Below are 12309 nucleotides of genomic sequence, written 5' to 3' on the forward strand. Positions count from 1 at the left end.
TCATCCCTTCACCGCACCGGCCATGATGCCGCTGACCAGCTGCTTGCCCGCCACCACGAACAGCAGCAGCAGGGGCAGGGTCGCGAGCACGACGCCGGCGAGAACGATCGAGTAGTCGACGAAATAGTTGGACTGCAGCAGGCTCAGCGCGACCGGAAGCGTCGGGTTCTGCCTGTCGAGCACGATGAACGGCCAGAAGAAGTTGTTCCACGCGGTCACGAAGGTGAACAGGAACAGCATCGCCGCAGCAGGGCGGGCGGCGGTGACGCCGACCGTCCAGAAGGTGCGGATCATGCTGGCACCGTCCACTCGCGCCGCCTCGATGAGCTCATCCGGAACCGCCTGGCGCAGGTACTGCGTCATCCAGAACACTCCGAACGCCGTGACGAGCATCGGCACGATGACCGCACCGACCTTGCCCGTCCAGCCCACCTCGGAGAACAGGATGTACAGCGGCACGACGCCGAGCTGCTGCGGCACGGCCATGGTCGCCACCACGAAGGCCAGCAGCACGCCGGAGCCGCGGAAGCGAAGCTTCGCGAACGCCCAGCCTGCCAGGGTGGAGAACACCACGACGCTGATCGCGATGAGCGTCGAGCTCCACACACTGTTCCACAGTGCCGGCCAGAAGTTCACCGACGGATCGCTGATGACCGAGATCGCGTTGTCGACGAAGTTCGCGCCGGGTATCCACGACTTGTTCGGGTCGCGCAGCGTGGTCGAGTCTCCCGAGCCGATCAGGAAGGAGAAGTACAGCGGGAACAGGCTCGCCGCGAGCACGACCCCGAGCGACGCGTACGTCCAGATCCCGGGGCGAGTGCCCCTGATGCGCGTGGCGCGCCCACCGCGACGGCCGGGCTTCGTGGTGAGGGTGTGGGTGTCGATCGTCGCCGTCATCGCCGCGCCTCCTTTCGTGCCGCCTTCTGCTTCGCCCGCCGCTGGGCGCGCGTCGGCTGCGCGCCTCTGGCACCTTCGTCTCTCACGAGCGAGCGGGTGACGAACAGGTTGATCAGACCGATGACCAGGATGATGATGAACAGCAGCCATGCCAGAGCGGATGCCCGCCCGAAGTTCCACTGCCCCCAGCCGATCTCGTACAGGTACAGGGTGATGGTGAGCCACTGCGCACCTGGGCCGCCCTGCCCGTACTGGTCGAACATCCGGGGTTCCTCGAAGACCTGCAGCCCGCCGATCGTGGCCGTGATGATCACGAAGATCAGCGTGGGCTTCAGCGAGGGCAGCGTGATGCTCCAGAACTGCCGGAACGCCCCCGCACCGTCGACGCGCGCGGCCTCGTAGTAGTCGCGCGGAATCGCCTGCATCGCGGCGAGCAGGATGAGCGCGTTGTAGCCCATCCAGCGGTAGTTCACCATCGTGGCGATGGCGACGTGGCTCCAGAATGCGTCGACGTGCCACCGGATCTCCGGCAGGCCGACGAAGGTGATCACCTGATTGATGACTCCCGACTTGTCGGCGAAGAGCGCGTTGAAGATCAGGCCGACCGCGACGGGCGCCACCACGTAGGGCAGCAGGGTGCTCATCCGCCAGAACGTCTTGGCCCGGATGTTCCGATCGAGCGCGGCCGCGACGTACATCGCCAGGATCATCTGCGGGATCGCCGACAGCAGGAAGATGCTGAAGGTGTTGCGCAGCGCGATCCAGAACTTCGCCTGACCGAGGATCCACACGTACTGGTCGAAGCCGATGAACTCGCCGGAACCGCGGACCTGATCCCAGTCCATGAACGAGATCACGGCCGTGTAGCCGATCGGGAACAGCCCGACGAGCGCGAAGATGATGAAGAACGGCGAGACGTACAGGTACGGCGAGAACTTCAGATCCCACCGGCTGAGCTTGTGCGAGAACGAGATCACCCTGACGGGGCGCTCGGGCTTGGGCGGCCGGGAGGACGACGAGCGCCCTCCCGGCCGAGTGGACTGAATGGTCATCCGATCGACGAGACCTCGTTGGCCCAGGTGTCCCATGCCTTGTCAGCGGACTCGGTGCCGTTGAACACCCGGGTGACCGCGTCGTTGAGTGCGTCGCGGATCTGGAAGTAGTTCGACCCCTTGTACGGCTCGACGCTCACAGCCTCGGCACGTTCGATGCCGATCTCGCCGAGCGCAGCGCCGCCGAAGTAGTCGTTCGTGTAGCCGAGCAGCTCGTCCGACTCGTAGGCGTCTGGCTGGCTCGGGAAGGTGCCGGCGTTCTTGAACGCCTTGATCTGGGTCTCAGGCGAAGTCAGCCAGTCGGCGAGCTCCTGGGCCGCCTCGACGTTCTCGCCCTGGGTGGGCACGGTCAGGTACGACCCACCCCAGTTGCCGCCGCCACCGGGGAATGCGTTCGCGATCCGCCAGTCGTCGACATCCGGTGCCTCACCCTCGATGATGCCGAGCATCCACGGCGGGCACATCATCGCGGCGAACTCGCCGTTGGCCATGGCCGCATACCAGTCCTCGCTCCACTGGTCAGGGTAGGCCGCGATGTCGTTGGCGTTCTCGACCGTGGTGTCGAACACTTCGCGCACCGCCGGGTTGTCGGTGGCGATGATCGAGTTGTCGGTGTCCTCGAAGGTCTTCTCCTGCTGATTGATCAGCGCCTGGAACACGGAGCTGGCCGAGTCGAGGAACGGCTCGCCCGTCGCGTCGACGTATTCCTGACCGGTCTGGAACAGGTCGTCCCAGGTGCCGAAGAGACCGGCGACCTCATCCGGGTCGGTCGGCAGACCTGCATCGGCGAAGAGGCCTTCGCGGTAGCAGACGGCCTCCGGCCCGATGTCGGTGCCGTAGGCGATCAGGTTGTCGTCGGCGTCGGTTGCAGCCGCTTCCTTCCAGTCGAGCCAGCGGCCCTTGAGGCCATCCGGCACCGGGGTGAGCATGTCGGAGTACTCCATCACCTCGGGCAGCCAGTCGACCTCGATCGCCTCGATGTCGCTGAGCCCGCCGCTGCCGAGCTTCTGGAAGAAGTTGGCGCGAGCGTCGTCGGTCGTCGCCGCCTTGTTGTGCACGATCTTCACGTCGTGCTCGGCCTCGTACTCGGCGAGCAGCTCGTCGCTGTACCCGAAGTCGTTGAAGGTGGCGATGCTGAGCTCGATCGGGCCATCCGAATCGGCATTCGATCCGCCGTCGTCGCTTCCGCAGGCACTGAGCGCAAGGGCTCCGGCCGCGAGAACGGCCACGCCACTGGCGGCGCGGCGGGTTGCAGGTGTGATCACGTTTCCACTCCTTCGTGGTGGTTTCCGCGGCTCCGGGCATCCGGAGCCGCGTCTTCTGTGGTGTTGGGAGGGTGCGTCGGGAGGTCCGGCGCGGCGTGGGAGCGCTCCCACTGCTGAGGCACCACGTTATGGGAGCGCTCCCATGATTGTCAAGGGAGTCGGCGGATCGAGATCGGGTCGGCCCCGATTCGGGTGCGCCCGGTGCTAACGGCCGGGGAACAGGTCGGGGCCGAACCCTGCTTTGGCGATGATCTGCGCCGCGATCGTGCGGTTGTTCGCGCCGAGCTTCGCGAGCACCTCGCCCTGATGGCTGCGCACCGTCGTGACGCTGATATCGAGCAGATCGGCGATCTCGGGAAGTTTGAGCCCCAGCGCCAATTGCTGCGCCACCTCGCTCTCGCGCGGGCTGAGCCGCTCATACAACCGGCGGGCCGCCGTCTGTTCATCGTTCGCCGCACCACTCGCCGATTCGGCGATCATCCGGGTGACCTCGGCACGCGGGCCGACGAAGCTCTCCCCTGCTGCGGCGATCCGGATCGTCTGCTCGATCTCGTCCGCGACCCTCACCTTGGGCAGGAACCCCAGCGCACCCGCTTCGACCATGCTGCCGACGTACTCGTCGACTGCGAGCCCCGTCATCGCGACGACCCGCACGTCGGGCGCGACTCTGGCGACCTCACGCGTGGCACGGATGCCGTCGAGCTCCGGCATCCTCACGTCCATGAGCAGCACGTCGGGAGCGTACGCGCGGGCGGCCTCCACCGCCTCCCGACCGTTGCCCGCCTCGGCCACGACCTCGATGCCGTCGGCATGCGCCAGCTTGTCTGCGATGAACCCACGGACCATCACCTCGTCGTCGGCGATCACCACCCGTATCGGGCGCGCGGTCTGGTCGGTCACGTCGTCAGTCTACGAACCGCCTCCGACGTCGAGTCACCGAGGGATCCGCTCCCACGGCGCCGCCGGTCGCAACCGGGTCGCTCGCGCCTCGATGCATCCCCGCTTCGATGCACGAAGTCCGCGCCATCCGGGCGTCCGCCGCGCAGCCGCGGCGCTGCACACTGGTCAGCTCGCATCAGGCGTCAGCCATGGCAGCGTCGCATCGACGATGAACCGCCCCTCGTGTTCGCCGATCCAGATCTCACCGCCGATCTGATCCACGCGCTCGCGCATTCCCGTCGCCCCGAGGCCCGCGCCGTGCGTGGACAGCGCGCCGGGTGCTGCGGCGAGATCGTTCTCGATGCGCAGTCGCACGCCGTCGATCGGTGTGCCATCGAGGAAGATCCGGATGACGCACCCCGGCGCATGCCTGACCGCATTGCTCAGCCCCTCCTGCACAAGGCGGTACACGTTCTGGTGCAGCAGATCGCTCGCACCGTCGAGCCCCTCGAGCAGGATCATCGTCTCGAGCCGCACGCCGGCCGCGCGGTGGGAGCGCACGATGTCGGCGATGCCGCGCATCGTGGGCGCAGGGGCGGACGGCGCATGCCCCAGCGGAGTGCGCAGATCGTTGACGAGTGCGCCGAGATCGTCGGCCGCACGCACCGTCTCGGCGCGCAGCGAGCGAGCGAAGTCGACGACGCGCGGATCGCCCGCGGCGGCGGCCGTCTCGATCTCATCGCTGCGGAAGGAGATCATCGTGAGCCTCTGCCCGAGGGAATCATGCAGCTCGCGCGCGACCTGTTCGCGCACCCTGGTGCGCTCGAGCTCGTCGCCCAGCATGTCGGCCCTGGCGCGCTCGTGCTCCGCCCGATGGGTGGCGGTGTCGGTGCGGCGATACGCACGTGAGAGGGCAAGAGCGCCGTAGTACGCGCCGAGCGAGAGGGTCGCGATCACGAATGGGGCGACGACCTCGAGCACCGGTGACTCACGGTTGTCAGCCAGCGCCCACACCACGGCGCCGCCCCACGGGCCGAAGGCCTCACGCAGCGCGAAACCGACCACGGCCGCCGGCACGCCCCAGCGCACCCACCGCACGAGCCGACCGGGCCGGCGCGTGGCCACGGCGAAGCCGCCGATCAGCAGAAGCAGGTACTCCGAGCCGAGCACGGTGAGAACCGCGCCAGCCGCGAGCACCAGGACCGGCACACGGTGCCGCCAGAACACCGTGACCCATGCCGCCGTGATGACGACGCCTCCGAGCGCTCCGAGACCCGTGAGCTGCTGGGTGCTTGTGACGGCGCCTGGCACGTTGAAGAGTTCAATGAACCCGACGAACCATCCGAACGCGAACAGCACGATCGTGCCGACGATCGATGCGGTGATCACGACGACGCGCGACGGGCTGGCTCCGGACGGCTGCACGCCATGAGGCTATTCGACACCTGCGACGTCCGAATCATCGGTTCGTCGGGAGCACCCCTCGAATTCGAGGACACGGACGATCGAATATGAGGATTCTGCGAACCTCGGATGTGCCGGACACTTTGTGAAGAACCGATATTCGGCGAGATTCGAGCGGCGATGCCGCACTCTGCGCCCACCCTTCGGTCTTCGTCCGTGGGCGCGCGGCGCCGTGTCGCACGCCCACTCGCACAGAAAGCACAGCATGTCTCAGAACGCCACCCCTCCCACGTCCCCGATGGCGCCGGCACCGGTGCCGCCCGCCCCCAAGCAGAAGAACACCGTCGGTCTGATCGCACTCGTCGTCGGCGTCGCCGGCTTCGTCTTCGCCTGCATCCCCGGCGCGCTCATCGTAGGCTGGCTGCTGCTTCCCATCGCGTTCGTCCTGGGCATCGTCGCGCTCTGCCTGCGCGGGAAGAGCAGGTGGGCCGGTCTCGTCGGCCTCATCCTGTCGGTCGTCGGTTCGATCGTCGGCGCGATCGTGTTCTTCACCGTGGTCGCCACGGCGGTGGACGACGCCTTCGACGAGGCATCCGGGGGCGACACCGTGATCACCGAAGACGAAAGCACCTCAGAGGAGGAGCCCGCCGCGACCGAGGACGACGGCGACGCCGCGGAGGCGGAGAAGGGCACCCGTGAGAACCCGGTGTCGTTCGACGCCACTATCGAGAACAACGACTGGACCATCACGCTCGCCGACTTCAACCCGGATGCGAACGCTGAGGTTGCCGATGGCAATCCCTTCAACGATGAACCGGGTGATGGCGAAGTGTGGATCACCGTTACTCCCACCGCCACATACCACGGCTCCGACTCCGGCCTCGCGGCGGAGCTCCAGTTCGCGTTCGTGAGCGCAGACGGCACAGTCACCAACGGCTATGACTCGATCGCCGTACTGGACGATTCCTTCGACAGCGCTGCCGAGCTCTACGACGGCGGCACCACAACGGGCACGGTCACACTGCTCGTGCCAGCCGATCTGGATGGCGGCCTGCTCCGCATCGCTCCCGGCTTCCTCGCCGACGAGGTGTTCGTCAGCCTGCCGTAACGCCCGACCTCTGCGCGATGGCCCGCTCCCTTCGCGGGGCCGGGCCATCGCGCGGACCTGACCATCCGTGCGGACGGCGTGCTCACACCGTTCCTTCTCACCCGCGGCCCCGAACACGCGCCGACTCAACGCCAACCTCGTGAGACGATTGCGACCGGACGAGATCCGACCATCCGGTCAACAGGGCGAAGAACCCACTCACCCCGGCGGTCGCACTCTTGTCCGAGCACGCGTCCGACAGCGACCGAGCGGCAGAGCTACGCCTCCAGCCCCTTCTCACGGCGCCTGCGGTCGATCTCGGCGCGCAGGCGCTCCTCCTTCTCCTCGCGCTCGAGATCGGCGAGCTGCTGCTCGGTCGAGCGACGGCGCGAAGGCGGCGGAGCGGGCCTGGTGCGGTCCACGACGCGGGTGGGGAACGCACTCGATGCCGGTTCCGCCACCGAGTAGTCGCGTCCCACCGCCCACCAGAGCACGCTGCCGAGCAGCGGGATCAGGATGACGACGAACACCCAGGCGATCTTCGGCAGGAACTTCACCTGGGGTTCGGGGCGCCGGATGACGTCGACGAGTGTGATCACGAAGAAGACGAAGGCGACGGCGGTCAGGACGACGTACATGCCGCATATCGTACCGGCGTTCCGCGGCGACGCGTCACGACAGCCACGGTCGCGCGGATAGAATGAACCCGCACACCCTGCCCGCGACATCCGGAGCTCCTCAATGCCCACCATCGTCGTCGACGTCATGCCCAAGGCCGAGCTCCTGGACCCCCAGGGCAAAGCGGTCACCGGTTCCCTCGCCCGTCTCGGGCACGGATCGTTCCAGAACGTCCGCATCGGCAAGCGGGTCGAACTGACTGTCGAAGGCGAGGTCACCGACGAGGTGCTCGCCGAGGCGAAGCAGGTCGCGGAGGACGTGCTGTCGAACCAGGTGATCGAGGACGTTGTGGGCATCGAGGTCGTCGAATGACCCGGATCGGCGTCATCACCTTCCCCGGCTCGCTCGACGACGGCGATGCACGCCGCGCCGTGCGCGCCGCGGGAGCCGAGCCGGTCGCGCTGTGGCACGGATCGCACGACCTCGACGGGGTCGACGCCGTGATCCTGCCGGGCGGATTCTCGTACGGCGACTACCTGCGCGCCGGCGCGATCGCCGCGCACGCGCCGATCATGGCCGAGGTGAAGGACGCCGCCGCGAAGGGTGTGCCGGTGCTCGGCATCTGCAACGGGTTCCAGATGCTCGTCGAGGCGCACCTGCTGCCCGGAGGCCTGATCCGCAACGCGCACCAGCAGTTCATCCGGCGCGACCAGAAGCTGCGCATCGAGAACGCGTCGACCGCGTGGACGAGCGAGTTCTCCGCCGGTCAGGAGATCATCATCCCGCTGAAGAACGCCGACGGCGGCTACACCGCGGATGCCGAGACGCTGAAGCGGCTCGAGGGCGACAGTCGCGTGGCGTTCCGCTACGTGGGCGTGAACCCGAACGGTTCGCTGAACGACATCGCTGGCGTCTCCAACGAGGCCGGCAACGTCGTCGGCCTGATGCCGCACCCCGAGCACGCCGTCGAGCCCGGCTTCGGACCTGGAACCCCCGCCGCGATGCGCTCCGGCGTCGACGGCCTGGCGTTCTTCACCAGCGCCATCAGCGCCACGCTCGCCGCCACGTAGGGCGCATGCCGCAGCATCCGGTGCGATGCGAAAGGTCCGCTTCGCAGTCAAGGCGTGGGAGGTCGCGTGCTGACGGCTGGTCAGCGTCGACGCAGCCCGTCGAGGATCAGGTCGAGCAGATGTCGGGCGCGCGCGTCCCACTCTTCCTCATCGATGCGCGCGAGATAGCCGATGAGCAGCGTCACATCGCGAGCGTCCACGTCGTCGCGCACCTCTCCCGCATGACGACCCGCCTGCAGCAGCTCGTCGATGGCTGAGGTGATGCGGGTGATGCTGGCGTCGGTGAGTTCACGCCACACGGTCGTCTCGACGGCGGCGATGAGTCCTCGCTTGACTCGTGCGTAGTCTGCCACCTCACCCAGCCACAGCCGCAGGGCGGCGAGCGGCGCGTGGCCCTCGATCAGCCGTGGCGCAGCAGATGCCAGTTCGTCGACCTCGCGTGCGTAGGCCGCGGCCAGCACGTCTTCGCGTGTCGGGAAGTGTCGATAGAGCGTGCCCTGCCCGACGCCGGCCTCGCGGGCGATCGCACTGAGGCGCACCTCCTCGTCCGACGCAAGTGCAGCGCGGGCGGCGACCAATATGCGTTCGCGATTCTGTGCGGCGTCTGCGCGTGGAGACATCGAGGCATCCTTCCCAGTCGGCTAAACGGACAGTTGTCTGCTACCGTTTCTTTCGGACAACTGTCCACTTTACTGGAGGAGGAAGCGTGATCAAGGGAAAGACAGTCGCAATCACCGGTGCCAGCAGTGGGATCGGGGAGGCAACCGCTCGGCTGCTCGCCCACCAAGGTGCAGCGGTGGCGCTCGGAGCGCGCCGTACAGAGAGACTGGCGACGATCGCCGAGGAGATCACGCAGGCGGGCGGGCGCGCGTTGGCGTGCGAGGTGGATGTCACGCGAGGCGAGGACATGCAGCGCTTCGTCAGGCGCGCCGTAGAGGAGTTCGGGGCTCTGGACGTCTTGATCTCCAATGCCGGGATCAGTCGTATCGGCCCGATGAGCGATCTCGACGTCGAGGGGTGGGACGCCATGATCGATGTCAACCTGCGTGGGGTTCTCAACGGCATCGCTGCAGCGCTGCCGTTGTTTCGCACCCAAGGACACGGTCACGTGGTCACCACAGTCTCGACCTCAGGGCTCAAGATCGTTCCGACCCAGGCGGTCTATGCGGGCACGAAGAACGCCGTCCGGACCACCCTCGAAGCACTGCGCCAGGAATCCACCGACGGAACCCTGCGCACGACCACGATCTCGCCTGGATTCGTGCAGACCGAACTCGTGGACAACGTCGCCGACGATGCCACACGAGAAGAGGCGCAGCGGCGCATGGCCGAAATGGGGATCCCTGCTGAAGCGGTCGCCCGAGCCATCGCATTCGCCATCGACACGCCCGAGGACGTCGAGATCGGCGATCTCACCATCCGTCCGACACGGCAGAACTGATCCCCGCAGTCGAGCCAGCCAGTGGGTTCAGACCGCAGTCACCCCCCCCCCCCCCCCGACTGCGACGACCTCGAAAAGCACCCGGATGGAACGACGCAAGTCGTTCGTCTGTGCAGTGCGCAGCGTTCGCCGCACTATCGCCGACGACGACGCAGACGAGCGTGCGGGATAGAACGTCGCGCCATGGACGCAGCGTTCAGCGGCGCCGGGCGAAGAGCGCGTGCAGGAGCGGGAGGGCCGAGGCCGACATCAGCACGATGCCCGGCACGGGTTCCACCGCCTGCAGCACGGCGCCGCCCACCAGCAGCCCGGCGAACAGCACCGCCGATATCGTGCGCCTGACAGCGGACTCGAGACGCGACAGCCGGCGCTCGACCTGCGGCGTCGACACCGCGACGTCGCCGTCCTCGATCCGGCCGATCAGCGCGTCCAGCCGCTTCGGCATCCGCCACGCGATCCTCAGGCTGTCGAGACCGTCGCTCAGGAGGTCCCGCGCGAACCCCGCGCTCTCATCACGCACGAGCCTGTCCGCGTACGGCTCGACGGAGTCCCAGATGTTGAATTCCGGATCGAGCGCGGTTGCGACGCCCGACGTGAGCGAAGCGGCCCGGATGACCAGCAGCAGGTGCTCGGGGAGCTGGATCGGCAGGGTGCGCACCACTTCGCCGAACTCGTTCGCGAACTCGCGGAACTCCCGCGGGTCGACGTCGCGCAGTTCGGAGAACCCCATCCCGCCGAAGCGGTCGAAGAGCCTCGCGAGCGCCCGCTCCAGCTCCGTGGTGTCGGCGGTCGGCAGCAGCACTCCGATCTCCCTCGCCGCCGCGACGAGGCCAGAGCCGTCGCGCGCCGCCATCGCGATGACGAGCCGCCGCAGCCCCCTGCGTGTCGCCTGGGGCACCTCGCCCATCATCCCGAAGTCGACGAACATCAGTCGCCAGGATCCGCCGTCGCCCGGAACGACGAAGATGTTGCCGGGGTGCGGATCTGCGTGGAAGTAGCCGTGGGAGAACAGCTGGTCGAACATCACGGCCGCGAACACGGGCGCGACCTCGGTCGGGTCGATGCCCGCCGACCGCAGAGCGTCGACATCCGTGATCTTGATCGCTGTGACGTCCTCCAGAGTGAGGACGCGACGGGTCGTGCGCTCCCAGGCGATCTCCGGCACGCCGACCCGTTCGTCGTCGGCGAGCTCCTCAGCGAAGCGCTCGCATCCGGCGGCCTCGTGCAGGTAGTCGATCTCGTCGCGGCACACCTGGGCGAACTCGTCGACGAGGGCAGGCGGATCGACCCGATCGGACACGGCCCTGAACCGGTTCAGCCATCCCGCCACCTTCCGCAGCGCCCTCAGGTCGGTTTCGACGATGCCGTCGATGCCCGGCCGCTGGACCTTCACGACGACGTCCGCGAAGCCCGCCGCCTCCGCGTCCTGGGGCCTCAGTCGCGCGCGATGCGCCTGCCCGAGGGATGCCGCGGCGACCGGAGTCTCGTCCATCCCCGCGTACGCCCGCTCGAGCGGCATGCCCAGCTCCGCCTCAGCAAGAGCCCGGATGTCGTCGAAGGACTCGGCGGGCACCTCGTCCTGCAGCCCCTCGAGCTCACGGGTCAGCTCGGGCGGGAGCACGTCCAGACGCGACGACATGAACTGCCCGACCTTGATCATCAGGCCGCCGAGGCCGATCGCCATCTCACGGAACCCGCGCGCGAAGCGCGTCATCCGACGCGCTCTCGTCCGTTCCGTGATGCGCCCCAGACCGACCTTGGGCAGCAGGATCTCGTGCCACCACTCGTTCGCGAGCTGCCGTGCGGCGAAACGCACGATGCGTCGATACCTCGCGCGCGAGTCCTTCGCGCCGCCCGGAGCGCGACCTGTCGACGCCACCTGCTCAGTCCTCGGCGAGGATCGCGTAGACGCGCTTGCGCGCGTCGGAGAGCACGGTGACGACGCGCTCCGCCTGCTCCGGGGTGCCTGTGCGCGCAACCTGGCCGACGGCTCCTGCCAGGTCGATTCCCGCCTTCGCCAGCGCGGGGATCCGCCCCCCGTCGCCCGCCGCGGCATCGTCCCACGGCACGTCGGCGCGCTCCGCCTCCTCGCGACCGGCATCGGTCAGCGCGTAGACCTTGCGCCCACCCGACTCCTCGACGCTGACGAGGCCCTCATCGGCGAACAGCTGCAGCGTCGGGTACACCGACCCTGCGCTCGGCTTCCACACGCCGCCGCTGCGCGATTCGATCTCGCGGATGATCTGGTAGCCGTGCATCGGCTCCTCCGCGAGCAGCACGAGCACCGCGGCACGGACATCGCCTCGCGCCTTGCGCGGCCCGCCCATCCGCGGGTCGAAGGAGCCGCGCAGCTGCTCCATCGCCCGCCAGAGTCCGTCCGTGTGACCTGTTCCGAAGGAGCCGGCCGAATGCGATCCGTGCATGTTGACCTCCTGTATCGATGAACGATACTCAACGATATGTCGTCGACCCATCGTGCACAAGAGATCAGGACACGCAAGGACGCAGTGCATGCAACGTCACGAAACGCGGATGTCCTCTGAATTCTTCATTTCTGGCACATCTCCGATGCTGTGCACACCAGATTCGTGCCAGA

The 12309-nt window shown here is 67.6% G+C and carries 13 protein-coding genes; 4 read left to right on the plus strand and 9 right to left on the minus strand.

The genetic code is table 11. The features are described 5' to 3' along the window. The 5 genes from DZG09_RS00980 to DZG09_RS01000 all read right to left on the minus strand — a co-directional run bounded on the left by DZG09_RS00980 (window position 1) and on the right by DZG09_RS01000 (window position 5518). Window positions 1–897: a carbohydrate ABC transporter permease gene (locus tag DZG09_RS00980; protein ID WP_119695877.1), complete on the minus strand. Its 897-nt coding sequence runs from the start codon at window positions 895–897 to the stop codon at window positions 1–3. Continuing rightward, complete coding sequence (locus tag DZG09_RS00985; RefSeq protein WP_119695878.1) at window positions 894–1949, minus strand: carbohydrate ABC transporter permease; 1056 nt, start codon at window positions 1947–1949, stop codon at window positions 894–896. Before DZG09_RS00985 ends, DZG09_RS00980 begins: the two co-directional genes overlap by 4 nt. Further along, a complete protein-coding gene (locus DZG09_RS00990) occupies window positions 1946–3214 on the minus strand; it encodes an ABC transporter substrate-binding protein (protein ID WP_119695879.1) in 1269 nt (422 codons plus the stop codon). Before DZG09_RS00990 ends, DZG09_RS00985 begins: the two co-directional genes overlap by 4 nt. Window positions 3215–3418: 204 nt before the next feature. Next, window positions 3419–4114: a response regulator transcription factor gene (locus tag DZG09_RS00995; protein ID WP_162893082.1), complete on the minus strand. Its 696-nt coding sequence runs from the start codon at window positions 4112–4114 to the stop codon at window positions 3419–3421. A 165-nt stretch (window positions 4115–4279) separates the two neighbouring features. Beyond that, window positions 4280–5518 (minus strand): sensor histidine kinase, encoded by a 1239-nt coding sequence (locus DZG09_RS01000; protein ID WP_119695881.1) that lies wholly within the window; start codon window positions 5516–5518, stop codon window positions 4280–4282. 244 nt (window positions 5519–5762) lie between these two features. Here DZG09_RS01000 and DZG09_RS01005 point away from each other — a divergent pair, with 244 nt between their 5' ends. After that, window positions 5763–6605 carry a DUF308 domain-containing protein gene (locus tag DZG09_RS01005; protein ID WP_162893083.1) on the plus strand — a complete coding sequence of 281 codons (843 nt, stop codon included), beginning with the start codon at window positions 5763–5765 and terminating at the stop codon, window positions 6603–6605. Between the two features lie 257 nt (window positions 6606–6862). Here the strand turns inward: DZG09_RS01005 and DZG09_RS01010 are convergent, their stop codons facing one another. Further along, complete coding sequence (locus DZG09_RS01010) at window positions 6863–7222, minus strand: PLD nuclease N-terminal domain-containing protein (RefSeq protein WP_119695883.1); 360 nt, start codon at window positions 7220–7222, stop codon at window positions 6863–6865. A gap of 103 nt (window positions 7223–7325) precedes the next feature. Between DZG09_RS01010 and purS the strand changes: the two genes are divergently transcribed. Both purS and purQ read left to right on the plus strand, forming a co-directional pair. After that, window positions 7326–7574: a phosphoribosylformylglycinamidine synthase subunit PurS gene (purS, locus tag DZG09_RS01015; RefSeq protein WP_119695884.1), complete on the plus strand. Its 249-nt coding sequence runs from the start codon at window positions 7326–7328 to the stop codon at window positions 7572–7574. Next, window positions 7571–8272 carry a phosphoribosylformylglycinamidine synthase subunit PurQ gene (gene purQ, locus DZG09_RS01020; RefSeq protein WP_119695885.1) on the plus strand — a complete coding sequence of 234 codons (702 nt, stop codon included), beginning with the start codon at window positions 7571–7573 and terminating at the stop codon, window positions 8270–8272. The genes purS and purQ overlap by 4 nt, the downstream gene beginning before the upstream one ends. 80 nt (window positions 8273–8352) lie before the next feature. Here purQ and DZG09_RS01025 read toward each other — a convergent pair whose 3' ends face one another. Next, window positions 8353–8892 (minus strand): TetR/AcrR family transcriptional regulator, encoded by a 540-nt coding sequence (locus DZG09_RS01025; RefSeq protein ID WP_119695886.1) that lies wholly within the window; start codon window positions 8890–8892, stop codon window positions 8353–8355. Here DZG09_RS01025 and DZG09_RS01030 point away from each other — a divergent pair. Then, window positions 8883–9713, plus strand: coding sequence for an SDR family oxidoreductase (locus DZG09_RS01030; protein ID WP_240423585.1), 831 nt, complete (start codon window positions 8883–8885; stop codon window positions 9711–9713). The genes DZG09_RS01025 and DZG09_RS01030 overlap by 10 nt on opposite strands. A gap of 196 nt (window positions 9714–9909) precedes the next feature. Here DZG09_RS01030 and DZG09_RS01035 read toward each other — a convergent pair whose 3' ends face one another. After that, on the minus strand, window positions 9910–11592 hold the full coding sequence (locus DZG09_RS01035; protein ID WP_240423587.1) for an ABC1 kinase family protein: 1683 nt from the start codon (window positions 11590–11592) through the stop codon (window positions 9910–9912). A 4-nt stretch (window positions 11593–11596) separates the two neighbouring features. Continuing rightward, complete coding sequence (locus DZG09_RS16825) at window positions 11597–12136, minus strand: PadR family transcriptional regulator (protein WP_162893084.1); 540 nt, start codon at window positions 12134–12136, stop codon at window positions 11597–11599. Between the last annotated feature and the right edge of the window lie 173 nt (window positions 12137–12309).

Origin of the sequence: Microbacterium halotolerans (assembly GCF_003569805.1) — a bacterium.
Taxonomy (GTDB): Bacteria; Actinomycetota; Actinomycetes; order Actinomycetales; family Microbacteriaceae; genus Microbacterium; species Microbacterium halotolerans.